This is a genomic window from Caulobacter sp. BE254, from assembly GCF_031457295.1.
GTDB lineage: Bacteria > Pseudomonadota > Alphaproteobacteria > Caulobacterales > Caulobacteraceae > Caulobacter.
The window spans coordinates 59,619-74,252 of record NZ_JAVDWJ010000005.1; the positions used below are offsets into that span (position 1 = coordinate 59,619).

Genomic DNA, 14,634 nt, shown 5'->3' on the forward strand with positions numbered 1-14,634 from the left:
GCGACGATATCCACCAACGAGGCGACCATGACCGATTGGGACTCCCTGGACGACGGCAAGTATCGTGACGAGGCGGCTGTGATCGCCGACCTGCTGGCCGCCCAGCCCCTGAGCGCCGAGGACCGCGCCGCCGTCCGCGCCGAGGCCGAGGCCCTGGTCCGCGGGGCCCGCCGCAGCGTCCGCAAGCAGGGCGTGGTCGAAAGCTTCCTGCAGGAGTTCAGCCTCGGCACCCGCGAGGGCCTGGCCCTGATGTGCCTGGCCGAGGCCCTGCTGCGCACCCCCGACGACGACACCCGCGACAAGCTGATCGCCGAGAAGATCGGTTCGGCCGACTGGGCCAGCCACCTGGGCGGCAGCGACAGCCTGTTCGTCAACGCCTCGACCTGGGGCCTGATGCTGACCGGCAAGATCGTCGAGCCGGACGACCAGGCGCAGAAGGACTTGCCCGGCTTCATCAAAAAGATCGCCGGCCGCCTGGGCGAGCCGGTGATCCGCGCCGCCGTCGGCCAGGCCATCCGCATCATGGGCGAGCAGTTCGTGCTGGGCCGCACGATCGAGGCCGCCATCAAGCGCGCCGCCAACGACGGCGATATCTGCAGCTTCGACATGCTGGGCGAAGGCGCCCGCACCGCCGCCGACGCCGCCCGCTACGAAAAGGCCTATGCCGACGCGATTCAGACGGTCGGCAAGCTGTCGAACAAGGCGGGTCCGGAAGCCGGCCACGGCGTGTCGGTCAAGCTGTCGGCCCTGACGCCGCGCTACGAGGCCACGCAAGAGGCCCGCGTCTGGGACGAGCTCTATCCCCGCATCCTCCGCCTGGCGCGGATCGCCGCCCGCCACGACCTCAACTTCACCATCGACGCCGAAGAAGCGGATAGACTTGCGCTGTCGCTGAAGCTGCTGGACCGCCTGTGCCGCGAACCCGAGCTAGGCGCGTGGACGGGCCTGGGCCTGGCCGTCCAGGCCTACCAGAAGCGCTGCCCCGAGGTGATCGCCCGCCTGACCGCCCTGTCGAAGGAAACCGGCCGCCGCCTGATGGTCCGCCTGGTCAAGGGGGCCTATTGGGACAGCGAGATCAAGCGCGCCCAGGTCGCCGGACGGCCTGACTATCCGGTCTACACCACCAAGCCGGCCACCGACCTGTCGTACCTGGTCTGCGCCAAGGCCCTGATCGCCGCCGCCCCGCACCTCTACGCCCAGTTCGCCACCCACAACGCCCACACCCTAGCGGCCGTGGTGCGGATGTCGAAGAACGCCGGCGTCAGGATCGAGCACCAGCGCCTGCACGGCATGGGCGAGGCGCTCTACAAGGCCGCCGACGACCTCTATGACGGCGTGATCCTGCGGGCCTACGCCCCGGTCGGCGGCCACGAGGACCTACTGCCCTACCTGGTCCGCCGCCTGCTGGAGAACGGCGCCAACACCTCCTTCGTCCACGCCCTGCTCGACGAGCGGGTGCCCGTCGAGAAGGTGGTGGTCGACCCGATCACCGCCGTCGAGGCCCACCCCGACCGCCACGCCAAGATCCCGACGCCGGTCCATGTCTACGGCCCGGACCGCCGGAACAGCGCGGGCCTGGACCTGTCGGTCAAGGCCGACCGCGACCGCCTGGCCGCCCACGTGGCGGAGCTGGACAAGCTGACCCTGTCGGCCGGCCCGCTGGTCGGCGGCAAGCTGACGGCCGGCGCGCCGCCGATGCCGGTGCAGAGCCCCACCGACCACGACCGCGTCATCGGCGTGGTCTCCGAGGCCCAACTGCCGCAGATCGATCAGGCCTTCAAGCTGGCCCGCGCCGCCCAGCCCGCCTGGGACCAGGCCGGCGGCCCAGCCCGCGCGGAGGTGCTGCGCGCCATGGGCGACGCCCTGGAGGCCAATCTCGAGCGGCTGTGCGCCATCCTCTCGCGCGAGGCCGGCAAGACCCTGCCCGACGCCATCGCCGAGGTGCGCGAGGCCGTCGACTTCTGCCGCTACTACGCCAAGCTGGCCCAGGCGCAGTTCGGCCTGGCCGGCGAGGTCCTGACCGGCCCGGTGGGCGAAGCCAACAGCCTGCGCCTGGCCGGGCGCGGCGTCTTCGTCTGCATCAGCCCGTGGAACTTCCCGCTGGCCATCTTCACCGGCCAAGTCGCCGCCGCCCTGGCCGCCGGCAACGCGGTGCTGGCCAAGCCGGCCGAACAGACGCCGCTGATCGCCATGGAGGCCGTGAAGCTCTACCACGCCGCCGGCCTGGACCATCGGCTGCTGGCCCTGCTGCCGGGACGCGGCGAAACGGTCGGCGCGGCCCTGACCGCCCACGAGGGCCTGGACGGCGTGGCCTTCACCGGCGGCACCGACACCGCCTGGCGGATCAATCAGACCCTGGCCCAGAGGCAGGGCCCGATCGTGCCGTTCATCGCCGAGACCGGCGGCCTCAACGGCATGTTCGTCGACACCACCGCCCAGCGCGAGCAGGTGATCGACGACGTCATCCTGTCGGCCTTCGGCAGCGCCGGCCAGCGCTGCTCGGCCCTGCGCCTGCTGTTCCTGCCGCACGACACCGCCGACCACGTGATCGAGGGGCTGAAGGGCGCGATGGACGCCCTGGTCCTCGGCGACCCGGCCTTGGCCGTCACCGACGTCGGCCCGGTGATCGACGCCGAGGCCAAGGCGGCGCTGGACAAGCACCTGGTCCGCCTGAACCGCGAGGCCAAGGTGCTGCACCAGCTGACGGCGCCGGAAGTGGGCACGTTCTTCGCTCCCGTCCTGACCGAGATCCCCGCCGCCGACTTCCTGGAGCGCGAGGTGTTCGGCCCGGTGCTGCACGTGGTGCGCTACCGGCCCGAGGACCTGGAACAGGTCGCCGGCGCCCTGGCGGCCCGCCGCTACGGCCTGACCCTGGGCGTCCATTCGCGGATCGAGAGCTTCGCGGCCGACGTCCAGCGCCTGGTCCCGGCCGGCAACTGCTACGTCAACCGCTCGATGACCGGCGCCGTGGTCGGCGTCCAGCCGTTCGGCGGCGAGGGCCTGTCAGGCACCGGCCCCAAGGCCGGCGGCCCCCACGCCCTGCTGCGCTACGCCGTCGAGCGGGCGCTGAGCATCAACATCACCGCCCAGGGCGGGGATCCGACGCTGCTGAATCTCTGACCTTGACGATACTGGCCATGGGTTGGATTCTTCGCCCATGGCCGACGGTTTCGACATTCACCTGGATCCCGAGCGCGCCGCCAAGCTCAAGGCGATGGCGGATCTGCTCGACATGACGCCCGAGGCCTATGCCGCGCTGTTGATCGATCAAGGGCTCGGAGAGGTCGAGATCGGTCGGATCGACCCTGACCCAGCGATCGACCGCGCCATCATCGATCACGCCAAGCGGACTGGCCAGGCCAGGCCTTGGTCCGAAGTGCGTGATCGCCTTCTCGCGCGCCACAGCCGGTAGCATCCTGGCTCGTCAGGTTCATGTCTCGGCCCAGGCGGAACGCGATATCGATCGCCTGCACGATTGGCTGTTCGAAAGGAGCCCGGCGGCAGCCGTTCGACTGATCGCCTTGCTCGAAGAGAGTTTCGAGAGTTTGGCCCAGTTCTCCGACCGAGGACGCTTGATCGACGATCAGATCAGGGAGTTGATCGTGCCGTTCGGTGGCTCAAGCTACGTGATCCGCTATGAAGCCGACACAGCGAGCGTTCTTGTCTCGCGTGTCTGGCACGGTCTCGAAGATCGCTAGGCACAAGCCCCCAAAGGGATAGGCCCCTCCCTACCCCGCCAGCGCCGCCTTGAAGACCGCCAACTGCTCGGCGAAGGCGCGCTGGTAGGCCGGGCGGGCTTCGGCGCGGGCGACATAGGCGGCGAGGTTGGGATACTCGTCCAGCAGGCCCGGGCCCCTCACCCGCAGCAGCACCGAGGCCATCATCAGGTCGCCGGCGCTGAACGCGCCGTCCAGCCAGTCGGCGTCGCCCAGATGCCGCGAAAGCTCGGCCAGCCGGGCGCGGATGCGGTCGTGGACCATGGCCAGGCGCTCCTCGTACCAGCTCTTGTCGCGCTCGGTGAACATCACCCACTGCAACTCGACGATCGACTGCTCCACCGTGCTGAGCGCGGAGAACATCCAGGTGATCGCCCGCGCCCGGCCGTTGGCGTCGTCCGGCAGCAGGCCGGGATGGCTTTGCGCGATGTGCAGCACGATGGCGCCGGTCTCGAACAGCACCAGGTCGCCCTTCTGGTAGGTCGGGATCTGGCCGAAGGGATGACGCGCGAGGTGGGCCGGCGCCTTCATTTCGGGGAAGGTCAGCAGTTCGACCTCGTAGGGTTGGCCGACTTCCTCGAACGCCCAGCGCACGCGCATGTCGCGCGCCAGGCCTTGGCCGCGATCGGGCGAGGCCTTGAAGGCGGTGATGGTGGGCTTCATGGGCGAGGTGACACTGTTCATGGCGATGATCTCCCGATCGCTGGCTTCCCACCGAGGACGCGTCACCAGCGCCCCGCCCGACAAGACACCTTAGCTTTTTCGCAGAGCCGCGACCTAATCGGCCAGTGGAACGAGAGTGACTATTCCGAAAGTGAATTTATTTAATCTCTTCCCTCGGGCCGCCGCTTCCCCTTAGGTTGCACAAAACACGGGGAGTGAAACATGCTGTCGAGACGCCGCCTGCTGGTCGCCGGAGCCGCCGCCATGGCCGCGGGCGGAGCCGCCGCCGAGACCGCCAAGCCCTCGCCCGCCTTCGTCACCGTCAAGGACGGTCGCCTGAGCCTGGGCGGCAAGGCCTATCGCTTCGTCGGCGCGAACCTGTGGTACGGGGCCTGGCTGGGCTCGCCCGGCGTCTCGGGCGACCGCGCGCGGCTGGGGCGCGAGCTGGACCGGCTGAAGGCTCTCGGCGTCACCAACCTGCGCATCCTGGGCGCGGGCGAGACCTCGCCGGCCAAGGTGGCGATCTCCCCCACCTTCCGCGGCCCCGGCGAGGATTACGACCAGGACCTGCTCAAGGGCCTGGACGTGGTGCTGGCCGAGATGGCTAAGCGCGGCATGAAGGCGGTGATCTACGTCAACAACTTCTGGGACTGGTCGGGCGGCATGCCCGCCTATCTGCGCTGGACCGGCAACGGCGAGTGGTTCCAGCAGGGCGACCCCGCCCACCCCTGGCCCGAATTCGCCGACTATTCGGCCCGCTTCTACGGCGACGCCAAGGCTCAGGCGTTGTTCCAGCACTACCTGCGCGCCCTGGTCGGCCGGGTCAGCAGCGTCACCGGCAAGCCCTATCGCGACGACCCGACGATCATGGCTTGGCAGCTGGCCAACGAGCCGCGGCCGGGCGGCAGCGAGGCGTTCGGCGTTCCCAACCTGCCCACCTACTATCACTGGATCGCCGAGACCTCAGCCCTGATCAAGTCGCTGGACCCGCGCCACCTGGTGACCACCGGCAGCGAGGGCGCCATGGGCTGCCTGCAGCGCGAGGCCTGCGTGGTCGAGGCCCACAAGCCGGCCAGCATCGACTACCTGACCCTGCACGTCTGGCCCAACAACTGGGGCTGGATCGATCCGAAGAACCAGCCGGCGACCTACGCGGCCGGCGAAGCCAAGTGCAGCGACTACGTGACCCGCCACGTCGCCATCGCCAAGACGATGGGCAAGCCGCTGGTCATTGAGGAGTTCGGCCTGATCCGCGAGGACCGCGCCTTCACGCCGGGTGGCCCGACCACCCACCGCGACCGGTTCTACAGGATGATGTTTGGCCTGGTCGAAGCCGACATGAAGGCCGGCGGCCCGTTGGCGGGCACCAACTTCTGGGCCTGGAACGGCGAGGGCCGCGCCCAGCATCCCGACGCCTGGTTCAAGATGGGCGACCGGTCCTATGTCGGCGACCCGCCGCAGGAGGAGCAGGGCCTGTTCGGCGTGTTCGACACCGACGCCTCGACCCTCGCCGTGGTGCGGGCGCATGCGAAGGCGGTTCGCGCGCTCTAAGATCCTCCCCCTGTGGGGGAGGTGTCGGCGCAGCCGACGGAGGGGGGAGTTCGCCGACGTGGGTCTGCTCCCCCACCGGTGCCTTCGCGCCGCCTCCCCCACAGGGGGAGGAACTTAGGTTGCCGCCTCATGCCTCCCCGAAAAATGGATGTCACCGGTGTCATGATCCGTGGTAGCCAATCCGCCGAGCGCGAGCCCAACCGCGCCGGAGGAAGCCCATGGACCATCTTCACCTGGATCGTCGCGGCCTGATCGCCGGCGCGGGCGCGGCCCTCGCCCTGGGCTCGAGCCCGGCCTTGGCCGCCAAGCCCGGGCCCGTCGTGGCCACCGCCCACGGCAAGGTGCGCGGCGCGGCGGGCGACGGCGTCCAGGTGTTCAAGGGCGTGCGCTACGGGGCCGACACCGGCGGCGCGGGCCGCTTCATGCCGCCGCGGCCGCCCCAGCCCTGGACCGGCGTCGTCGACGCCCTGGCCTATGGCGCGGCCTGCCCGCAGGGCAAGGGCGAAGAGGGCGAGGCGCTGAGCGAGGACTGCCTGTTCCTCAACATCTGGACCCCCGCCCCGCTCGCCAAGCAGGGCCTGGCCGACGGCCAGAAGCGGCCGGTGATGGTCTATATCCACGGCGGCGCCTACAACACTGGCTCGGGGGCCAGCCCCTGGTACGACGGGACCAAGCTGGCCAAGCGCGGCGACGTGGTGGTGGTCACCGTCAACCACCGCCTCAACGCCTTCGGGTATCTCTACCTGGCCCGCCTGTTTGACGATCCGAGCGTCGCCGACAGCGGCAATGTCGGCCAGTTGGACCTGGTCCTGGCCCTGCAATGGGTTCGCGACAACATCGCCGCGTTCGGCGGCGATCCCGGCAAGGTCATGCTGTTCGGCCAATCGGGCGGCGGCGCCAAGATCGCCACCCTGATGGCCATGCCGGCCGCCAAGGGTCTGTTCCACCGCGCCGCCACCATGAGCGGCCAGCAGGTCACCGCCGCCGGCCCGTTCAACGCTGCCCGGCGCGCCAAGGGCTTCGTCGACAAGCTGGGGATCAAGGACCTGGCCGCCCTGCGCGCCCTGCCCGCCGAGGCCTTCCTGGCCGGCCTGAAGGCCGTCGACCCGATCGCCGGCAGCGGCGGCGTCTATATGGGCCCGGTGCTGGACGAGCGGTCGCTGACTCGCCACCCGTTCTTCCCCGACGCCGCGCCGCAGAGCCTGGACGTGCCGATGATGTGCGGCAACACCCACGACGAGACGCGCGGCTTCGTCGGCTACGACAAGAGCCTGCTGGACCTGACCTGGGCGCAGGTGATCGACAAGCTGCCGGCCCAGTTCAACGCCCGGATCGACATCGACCCGGCCACGGTGGTGGCGGCCTATCGCAAGATCTATCCGCACTACACGCCGGCCGACGTCTATTTCGCGGCGTCGACGGCGGGCCGCTCGTGGAAGGCGGCGATCATCCAGGACGAGGAGCGGGCCAAGGCCGGCGCCCCCGCCTTCGCCTACCAGCTGGACTGGCGCGCGCCCAAGGATGGCGGCGTCTGGGGCGCCCCCCACACGCTGGACATGCAGCTGGTGTTCGGCAACTTCGACGCCCCCGGGGTGATCACCGGGTCTGGCCCCGACGCCGTGGCCATGCACGAGCGGCTGGCCGACACCTTCGTCGCCTTCGCCCGCACGGGAACCCCCAACAACCCGTCGATCCCGGCCTGGGAGCCCTACACCCTGCCCAGGCGCCAGACGCTGGTGTTCGACAACACCACCCGGATGGAAGACGACCCGCGCGGGGCGGAACGCGAGCTGTTCAACAAGGTCCCGTTCACCCAGTTCGGGACGTGATCTAGAGACCCTCTCCCGGAGGGAGAAGGTGAAGAGGCGCTACTTCCCCTTCGGATAGGTCCATACGTTGGGGCTTCCCCGCCACAAGGTTTCCAGCTTGGTGTCGGAGAAGCGGGCCCGCAGCATCTCCGAGCCGTCGACCGCGAACAGTCCGTCGGCGGTCAGAGGCGTCAGGCCGCGTAGCGGCCGGTCGGCCCGGGCCATCCACAGCTTGCCGTCGCGCAAGCTGATGGTGATCTCGCCATAGCGTCCGGTCCACGCCTTCAGCCGACCGGGCGGGATCGAGACCGGCTTCAGCGCCGCCTCGACGGCGACCCGCGCCCAGCCGTACTCAGCCAGCGACTCCGGCGTCGCGCCGGGGGCCGCCGCCAACCGGGTCAGGGCCAGGGACTGGGCGACGTCCAGGGCCTGGGCCGACGCCGTCGCCACCGTCGGCGCCACGCCGGCTCCATCCCAATTGGTCTGGCTCACAGCGTGGACAGGGCGACCGAAGGAAACGCTGAGCATGAAGCCCGGCGCGACCGGCACGAACTTGTTGTTGTTGGCCGCCCCGGCGGTCTTGGCGCCGACCAGTTCGCCCAGCTTGAACTGCTGGACGTCGTAGGCGAAGGCCTCGGCGGCCGAGCCCGTGCCGCCGTCGATCAGGACGTAAAGCGGCTTGCCCTTCAGGCGGCCGGCAGGCAGGTGTTCCAGCGTCCGCGACTGCTTGGGCGCCTCGCCGCCCGCCAGGAACGTCAGTTCCAGAATGTCGGGGTCCATGAAATGGCTGACCAGATAACGCACCGCCGGGTGCGAACCGCCCGGATTGCCACGCACGTCGATGATCACCGCATCGCCGTCCTTCAAGAACCGCAGGGCCTCGTCGTAGAGCGTCCCCGTCTCGTCATCCACCCACTCGAAGCCGGCGATCTTCAGGTAACGGATGTTGCCGGGCAGTATGGACTGCGCGACCAGGCCATGATGGTCGCGGACGGCGAGGCGGCGCGCGAACGCCGCCTCGGCGGCCTCGTTCACCGAGCCGTCGCCGGACGGACTGGCGCTGGTCGCCGCGTACTGCGCCGGGTCGTAGAGCATGTACATGTGGCGATCGCCGCTGGCGGCGCGCAGGTCCTCGGTGACCCGCTCGGCGAAGACGCCCGCATCGCCGGTGTCGTAACGCCCGTCCCGCCGGGCCTTCTCGAGCCACGCGACGATCGCGTCGTCCTTTTCCGGAAAGACGTAGGAGGTCCGCACCGCCTCGGCGATCTTGACCAGGGCCGCCTCGCGATCGGCCTTGGACAGGGCGTTGGGCGCGGCCCGTTCCACGCCTAGCGCGACCTGCCGGGCCAGGACGGGCGCGGCCGGCGCCGCCAGGGCCAGGATGGCCAGGGGCAGGAGAAGACGACGCGATTTCATGAGGACTCCAAGCTGGGAGGTGAATCGTCGGAAAGCCGCGCGGCGGCCTGGGCGATGCGGTCGCCGAAAGGTCGGCGTTCAAGCGCCGCCAGGGTCTCGACCAACAGGTGGGAAAGCGGCGCGGAGAGCTCGGCGTCCAGGCCGGCGGCGGCGGCGTTCACGGCCTGCCACTGGCGGATCACGGCGGGCAGGATGGCCTCGGCGCGGGGCGCCAGGGACACGATGCGCTCGCGGCCGTCCCGGCCAGGCGACAACGACACCAGGCCTTCCCTGGCCATCTGCGACACGGTCTGGCTGGCGGCCGAATGGGTGATTCCGGCGCGGTCCGCGATGAGCCGGATCGAGACGGGACCCAGCGCGATCAACGCCTTCACCACCGGCGTGTAGCGCGGGCGGTAATCGAGACCCGACGCGCGGTAGGCCTGCTCGACCGCCCCGTCGAGGATCTCGATCAAGTGGCGCAAAAGCGTGCCAAGCGTGGGTGTGGGCGGCGTCACGCCGGTTTATGTATAAGTGCTGTTATATCGAGTCAACGAACAGCGCTCGCGGTATACGCCGCGAGCGCTGGGTCGATCGGAAGAAGGCCTAGCCTATTTCGCCGCGTCCATCAGCCCCGCGAACCGCTCGAACAGGTACAGGCTGTCGGTCGGCCCTGGCGAGGCTTCCGGGTGGTGCTGGACGCTGAACACCGGCTTGTCGGCCAGGGCGATGCCGGCGTTGGTGCCGTCGAACAGCGAGACGTGGGTCTCGGTGACCGCTTTCGGCAGCGAAGCGCTGTCGACGGTGAAGCCGTGATTCATCGAGACGATCTCGACCTTGCCGGTCGTCAGGTCCTTCACCGGGTGGTTGGCCCCATGGTGCCCCTGTTCCATCTTCACGGTCTTGGCGCCCACCGCCAGGGCCAGCATCTGGTGGCCCAGGCAGATGCCGAACACCGGCTTGCCGCTGGCGACCAGTTTCTGGATCTCGGGCACCGCGTACGCGCCCGTCGCGGCCGGGTCGCCCGGGCCGTTGGACAGCAGCACGCCGTCGGGATTGCGGGCCAGGATGTCCTCGGCCGAGGTGTCGGCCGGCACCACGGTGGCGCGGGCCCCGACATGGGCCAGGGCGCGCAGAATGTTGCGCTTGACGCCGTAGTCCAGGACCACGACCTCGTATTTGGGCTTGTCCAGCTTGGCGTAGCCTTCCGGCCACGACCACAGGCCCTCGTCCCAGGTGAAGGTCTGGGTGGTCGAGGCGTCCTTGGCCAGGTCCAGGCCTTCCAGGCCGGCCCAGGCCTTGGCCTTGGCGACCAGGGCGTCGAGGTCGAATTCACCTGTCGGCGAGTGGGCGATCACGCCGTGCGGCATGCCGGTCTCGCGGATCTTGCGGGTCAGGGCGCGGGTGTCGACGCCGGCCAGGCCGATGACGCCGCGCCGCTGCATCCAGGCGTCGAAGTCGCTGTTGGCGCGCCAGTTGGCCGCATCGGTCGGAACCTCGCGGAACAGCACGCCGCGGGCGGCCGTCTCGGCCCCGCCGGCCATCTGCTCCAGGTCCTCGAGATTGGTCCCGACATTGCCCACGTGCGGGAAGGTGAAGGCGACGATCTGGGCCATGTAGGAGGGGTCGGTCAGGATCTCCTGGTAGCCGGTCATGGCGGTGTTGAAGCACACCTCGCCGACCGCGTCGCCGACCGCGCCGCAGCCCACGCCTTGCAGGATCGTGCCGTCGGCCAGGGCCAGAACGCCGGTGACGCCCTTGAGCAAGGAAGGCTTGGGGAGAAGGTCTTTGGACATCTCGGAAAGCGCCTCCTAAACGCGGGCCAGAATAGGCCGGTCATTCTCGCAAAAAGGCGGACGAGCGAAAAGCTCGTCCGCCCGCGCAAACGGCGGCGTGTCTAGGGGGGTATGGCGGGGGGGTCAACCCCTTCGATCACGGGAGTCGAAGCGTGGCCCCACATTCCCGTGATCGGCCAACAAGCCCCCTCGCGCGGCGAGCCCCAAAGCCCCTATGCTGGAAGGGTTAAGCGCCACAAGAAGCACTAGAACCTGGGAGGACGGCCCATGCTCGAACTGCGTCCCAATTGCGAGTGCTGCGATCGTGACCTGCCGCCCGACAGCCCGGACGCGCGGATCTGCACCTTCGAATGCACCTTCTGCGCCGACTGCGTGGAGACCCGATTCTCCGGGGTCTGTCCCAACTGCGGCGGCGACCTGTCGGCCCGGCCGATCCGGCCCAGCGCGGCCCTGCACCGCTTTCCCGCCTCGCTGAGGCGCGTCTACAAGGCCCATCCGGTTTGCGCCCCCGTGCGCCCGCCGCCGACGGATACGCGGCAGCCCCCGGCCTCCTGGGCCTGAGGTCGAGTTCGGGCATAATTGTCATCCCGGAAAGCGCGCAGCGCTTGTCCGGGATCCAGAACAGCCGCACCGCACCAGCCCAGCCCCCTGGGTCCCGGACAGCCCCTGCAGGGCTTCCGGGATGACAACCTCTCGCCGCTCTCGTCTTCCAAACCCTGACGCCCGACACACCGTCTCTTCGGCGCCACGGCTGGAACAACTTGTCGCGGGGGTGCGTCCGTTCGCGCGGTCGACGCGTTAACGGCTCGAGGCTCATGGTCGAGCTTCGAGGAGTTGATCCCATGAACCCGCCCGCCGCCCGCGCCGTCCCCGCCGCCGCCGACTGGTTCGGCCTGGTCGAGACCGGCCTGCGCGTGCTGCTGCTGGTCGCCGCGCTGGTCAGCGCGGCGATCTTCGTGCTCCAGAGTCTCTAAAATCCGAAAAACCGATCTTGACCGTTGGAACGTCGGGAAGGCGACGTCGTTTGGCTAGGCATGGGCGGGGGCGTCCTAGTCGTGCCTGTGGCTTTTCATGTCCAATTCCTATGACGATCGTTTCGAAGAACCGGCCTCGGCCGTGTCCGCGAACCTGACCGAGCAGATGCTCCACCTGACCAACCGGTTCGAGCAGGAACGTCTCAAGCTTGAGGAACGGACGTTCCGCGCCGACGGCGACAACGAGCTCGAAGGCTCCGGCGAGAAAGGCTGACCGCACGCCGCGCCTTGGCCTGGGGCGGCGACGCAGCGTATCACCGGGCGAGATCCGGAGAGCTTCCATGGCCGTCACCACCGTCGGTATCGACGCCGACGACACCCTTTGGCACAACGAGACCATCTTTCGCCTGACCCACAAGCGGTTCGTCGAGCTGCTGGCCCCCTATGGCGACGCCGAGCAGATCGACGCCAAGCTGGCCGAGACCGAGAAGAGGAACCTGCGGCTCTACGGCTACGGGGCCAAGGGCTTCACCCTGTCGATGATCGAGACGGCGATGGACCTGACCGACAGCCAGGTCAGCATCGGCGTGATCCGTCAGATCCTGGCCGCCGGCCGCGAGATGCTGACCGAGCCGGTCGAGCCCCTGCCCGGCGTCGAGAAGGCGCTCGCCACGCTGTCGGAACGCTACCGCCTGGTGCTGATCACCAAGGGCGACCTGCTGCACCAGGAGCAGAAGCTGGCGGCCTCGGGCCTGGGCGACCTGTTCGCCGCGGTCGAGATCGTCTCGGAGAAGGACGCCGACACCTACCGCCGGGTGTTCGCCCGCCACGGCTCGGGACCCGAGCAGGCGGTGATGGCCGGCAATTCGGTCAAGTCCGACATCCTCCCGGCTCTGGAGGCCGGCGCCTGGGCCGCCCTGATCCCCTACCCGCTGGTCTGGGCGCATGAGGCGGCGACGGCGCCGAAGGACCACGGGCGCTATGCCGAGCTTGGCTCGATCGGGGAGCTGCCGGCGTGGGTGGATTCGCTCGGTTGAACCCTCTCTCTTTGAGAGAGGGAGGGGCCCATGGCGAAGCCATGGGAGGGTGAGAGGTTACAGCCTAAGCCGACGTGCCAGCAGGGCGCTAAGAACCGCGCGAAGTCGCTTGCGCCCCATATACGATGTTGAGAAGATCTGTTTGCGGGACCTATCTGACGGCGAACAGGCTGCTAACGGTCAGATTACGAGAAAAATTCAGCCGGTAGCAGTGCGGTCGCATCCAATATTTCGATGCCCACCAATCGGCCATTCTGATCAAAATCGAGATTAATCGTCCCGCCAACCTGCTCGATATCGCAGGAATAGGTCTTGGACACCTCGCCCGGACCGATCTTCCTTAAGGAGAGATAGGCAGTGTCAACCTGTCTGTCGTATGTCGTCTCAATCGGATTGCGCATCAACTTCCTCCATCAACTGGGGCGTCCAGTCTCTCGCATGACGCAAGCCTAGGCCGGCTCAACCCAAATGTCCGGTCCACACTCACCACAGACGTTTTCAGCGTCAGCTAGCGGCCCAGCGTGAAACCGGACAGGGTGAAATCTCTCACCCTCCCACCGCTACGCGGCGGGCCCCTCCCTCTCTCCATGAGAGAGGGTTCGTCTTTTGCCCAGCCCTGAAATCCAGTCCCGCGCCGGCCGCTCGAACAGCACGAGCGACAGATAGGCGGCCGGGATCAGGGCCAGCACCCAGAACAGCACCCACAGCCTCAGCAGGTCGCCGTTCAGGCCCCAGGCGGCGACCCCGACCCAGTTGATCCCCATCTTCAGGGCGATCGGGTGCAGCAGGTAAAGGCTGAAGCTCAGCTGGGCCCAGGGCGCCAGGCGACGGCTGATCCCGCCCTGCGAGCCGGCCGCGTCGGCGGCGACCCCGGCCAGGCCGATGGCGTAGACGAGCAGCAGCAGCAGGGTCCGCTCGATCCGCAAGGCCGAGGCCACCAGGAACGCCGCCAGCAGCCCCCACATCCAGAACCGCGCCAACGGCAGGCGGCCCAGCGGCGCGCGCAGCTGGAACGCCAGCATGCCCAGCAGGAAGCCCGGCACGGCCCGCAGCACCCCGAAGTTCCAGGTCCACTGATGGAACGGCATGTCGCCGTCGGGATTGAGCAGCAGCAGGACGAAGCTGGCGACCGCGACCAGGGCGGTGACGACCCGCCCCCGCGCCGTTATCCAGAACAGCAGCGGCAAGGCCAGGTACAGCCCCATCTCGGCGCTGATCGCCCAGCTGGCGAAGTTCCAGGTCTGGCTGTGGCAGACATGCCAGGCGTGGACGAACAGGATGTTGGGCGCGATGCAGGAGATGTCGTAGCGCTTGGGATCGACGTCGCCGCCCCAGCCCATCACGCCGGCCGCCCAGACGCCGACGAACACCAGCATGGTCGCCCAGTGCAGCGGCCCCAGCCGCGCCACCCGCTTCTTCAGGAAGGTCCCGTACCGCGACCAGCTGTGCAGCCGGCCGGTATAGACCGCCGCCATCACATAGCCGGAGATCAGGAAGAACAGGTCGACGACCAGGCTGAAGCCCTTGACCATGTCGTCGACCAGCTGCCAGCGCCCATCCAGGTTGATGTAGCGGTTGAAGTGGAAGACCACGATCATCAGCGCCCCGACGATGCGCAGGGCGTCCAGATGCAGCATGTCCTCGGAGTCGGGCTTCAGCGGCGGGAAGGCTTTCATCGTCCTGGGATGGGACGC

General features: G+C 68.8%; 15 protein-coding genes. 9 read left to right on the top strand and 6 right to left on the bottom strand.

From position 1 onward, the window contains the following. The first annotated feature begins 6 nt into the window (after positions 1 to 6). Genes putA through J2X41_RS11030 form a run of 3 tightly spaced genes read left to right on the top strand, consistent with a single transcriptional unit; the run spans position 7 to position 3,698 of the window. A complete protein-coding gene (gene putA / locus J2X41_RS11020) occupies positions 7 to 3,120 on the top strand; it encodes a bifunctional proline dehydrogenase/L-glutamate gamma-semialdehyde dehydrogenase PutA (RefSeq protein ID WP_310082170.1) in 3,114 nt (1,037 codons plus the stop codon). A 37-nt stretch (positions 3,121 to 3,157) separates the two neighbouring features. Then, the gene (locus tag J2X41_RS11025) at positions 3,158 to 3,412 is read left to right on the top strand and encodes an antitoxin (protein ID WP_310081839.1); all 255 of its coding nucleotides are present in this window, start codon (positions 3,158 to 3,160) and stop codon (positions 3,410 to 3,412) included. Next, entirely contained in the window at positions 3,381 to 3,698 is a 318-nt protein-coding gene (locus J2X41_RS11030; protein WP_310081841.1) for a type II toxin-antitoxin system RelE/ParE family toxin, read from the top strand. Before J2X41_RS11025 ends, J2X41_RS11030 begins: the two co-directional genes overlap by 32 nt. Positions 3,699 to 3,728: 30 nt before the next feature. On the opposite strand, the gene J2X41_RS11035 is transcribed toward J2X41_RS11030, so the two are convergent. Then, positions 3,729 to 4,400: a glutathione S-transferase family protein gene (locus tag J2X41_RS11035; RefSeq protein ID WP_310081842.1), complete on the bottom strand. Its 672-nt coding sequence runs from the start codon at positions 4,398 to 4,400 to the stop codon at positions 3,729 to 3,731. A 201-nt stretch (positions 4,401 to 4,601) separates the two neighbouring features. Here J2X41_RS11035 and J2X41_RS11040 point away from each other — a divergent pair, with 201 nt between their 5' ends. Then, entirely contained in the window at positions 4,602 to 5,930 is a 1,329-nt protein-coding gene (locus J2X41_RS11040) for a cellulase family glycosylhydrolase (RefSeq protein WP_310081844.1), read from the top strand. A gap of 218 nt (positions 5,931 to 6,148) precedes the next feature. Further along, on the top strand, positions 6,149 to 7,759 hold the full coding sequence (locus J2X41_RS11045) for a carboxylesterase/lipase family protein (protein WP_310081846.1): 1,611 nt from the start codon (positions 6,149 to 6,151) through the stop codon (positions 7,757 to 7,759). Positions 7,760 to 7,798: 39 nt separating this feature from the next. Here J2X41_RS11045 and J2X41_RS11050 read toward each other — a convergent pair whose 3' ends face one another. From J2X41_RS11050 to carA, 3 genes are all read right to left on the bottom strand, one after another. Further along, a complete protein-coding gene (locus tag J2X41_RS11050; protein WP_310081847.1) occupies positions 7,799 to 9,154 on the bottom strand; it encodes a S41 family peptidase in 1,356 nt (451 codons plus the stop codon). Continuing rightward, entirely contained in the window at positions 9,151 to 9,609 is a 459-nt protein-coding gene (locus tag J2X41_RS11055) for a MarR family winged helix-turn-helix transcriptional regulator (protein ID WP_310081848.1), read from the bottom strand. Before J2X41_RS11055 ends, J2X41_RS11050 begins: the two co-directional genes overlap by 4 nt. 135 nt (positions 9,610 to 9,744) lie before the next feature. Next, the gene (carA, locus tag J2X41_RS11060; RefSeq protein ID WP_310081849.1) at positions 9,745 to 10,929 is read right to left on the bottom strand and encodes a glutamine-hydrolyzing carbamoyl-phosphate synthase small subunit; all 1,185 of its coding nucleotides are present in this window, start codon (positions 10,927 to 10,929) and stop codon (positions 9,745 to 9,747) included. A 267-nt stretch (positions 10,930 to 11,196) separates the two neighbouring features. On the opposite strand from carA, the gene J2X41_RS11065 reads away from it, so the two are divergent. The 4 genes from J2X41_RS11065 (at position 11,197) to J2X41_RS11080 (ending at position 12,940) form a co-directional block, all read left to right on the top strand. After that, positions 11,197 to 11,490, top strand: coding sequence for a DUF1272 domain-containing protein (locus J2X41_RS11065; protein ID WP_310081850.1), 294 nt, complete (start codon positions 11,197 to 11,199; stop codon positions 11,488 to 11,490). A gap of 281 nt (positions 11,491 to 11,771) precedes the next feature. Next, a complete protein-coding gene (locus J2X41_RS11070) occupies positions 11,772 to 11,903 on the top strand; it encodes a hypothetical protein (RefSeq protein ID WP_310081852.1) in 132 nt (43 codons plus the stop codon). A 97-nt stretch (positions 11,904 to 12,000) separates the two neighbouring features. After that, entirely contained in the window at positions 12,001 to 12,177 is a 177-nt protein-coding gene (locus tag J2X41_RS11075; protein WP_310081853.1) for a hypothetical protein, read from the top strand. 67 nt (positions 12,178 to 12,244) lie between these two features. Continuing rightward, positions 12,245 to 12,940 carry an HAD family hydrolase gene (locus J2X41_RS11080; RefSeq protein ID WP_310081854.1) on the top strand — a complete coding sequence of 232 codons (696 nt, stop codon included), beginning with the start codon at positions 12,245 to 12,247 and terminating at the stop codon, positions 12,938 to 12,940. A gap of 185 nt (positions 12,941 to 13,125) precedes the next feature. Here J2X41_RS11080 and J2X41_RS11085 read toward each other — a convergent pair whose 3' ends face one another. Continuing rightward, positions 13,126 to 13,341 (bottom strand): DUF2283 domain-containing protein, encoded by a 216-nt coding sequence (locus J2X41_RS11085; protein WP_310081855.1) that lies wholly within the window; start codon positions 13,339 to 13,341, stop codon positions 13,126 to 13,128. A gap of 159 nt (positions 13,342 to 13,500) precedes the next feature. Next, positions 13,501 to 14,616: an acyltransferase gene (locus J2X41_RS11090; protein ID WP_310081856.1), complete on the bottom strand. Its 1,116-nt coding sequence runs from the start codon at positions 14,614 to 14,616 to the stop codon at positions 13,501 to 13,503. Between the last annotated feature and the right edge of the window lie 18 nt (positions 14,617 to 14,634).

What these genes read in the sequence shown, in the direction of transcription:
- J2X41_RS11035 (WP_310081842.1), bottom strand. Translation starts at nt 4,400, where the DNA reads ATGAACAGTGTCACCTCGCCCATGAAGCCCACCATCACCGCCTTCAAG.
- J2X41_RS11080 (WP_310081854.1), top strand. Translation starts at nt 12,245, where the DNA reads ATGGCCGTCACCACCGTCGGTATCGACGCCGACGACACCCTTTGGCAC.
- carA (WP_310081849.1), bottom strand. Translation starts at nt 10,929, where the DNA reads ATGTCCAAAGACCTTCTCCCCAAGCCTTCCTTGCTCAAGGGCGTCACC.
- J2X41_RS11045 (WP_310081846.1), top strand. Translation starts at nt 6,149, where the DNA reads ATGGACCATCTTCACCTGGATCGTCGCGGCCTGATCGCCGGCGCGGGC.
- J2X41_RS11040 (WP_310081844.1), top strand. Translation starts at nt 4,602, where the DNA reads ATGCTGTCGAGACGCCGCCTGCTGGTCGCCGGAGCCGCCGCCATGGCC.
- J2X41_RS11065 (WP_310081850.1), top strand. Translation starts at nt 11,197, where the DNA reads ATGCTCGAACTGCGTCCCAATTGCGAGTGCTGCGATCGTGACCTGCCG.
- J2X41_RS11025 (WP_310081839.1), top strand. Translation starts at nt 3,158, where the DNA reads ATGGCCGACGGTTTCGACATTCACCTGGATCCCGAGCGCGCCGCCAAG.
- J2X41_RS11070 (WP_310081852.1), top strand. Translation starts at nt 11,772, where the DNA reads ATGAACCCGCCCGCCGCCCGCGCCGTCCCCGCCGCCGCCGACTGGTTC.
- J2X41_RS11050 (WP_310081847.1), bottom strand. Translation starts at nt 9,154, where the DNA reads ATGAAATCGCGTCGTCTTCTCCTGCCCCTGGCCATCCTGGCCCTGGCG.
- J2X41_RS11075 (WP_310081853.1), top strand. Translation starts at nt 12,001, where the DNA reads ATGTCCAATTCCTATGACGATCGTTTCGAAGAACCGGCCTCGGCCGTG.
- J2X41_RS11090 (WP_310081856.1), bottom strand. Translation starts at nt 14,616, where the DNA reads ATGAAAGCCTTCCCGCCGCTGAAGCCCGACTCCGAGGACATGCTGCAT.
- J2X41_RS11085 (WP_310081855.1), bottom strand. Translation starts at nt 13,341, where the DNA reads ATGCGCAATCCGATTGAGACGACATACGACAGACAGGTTGACACTGCC.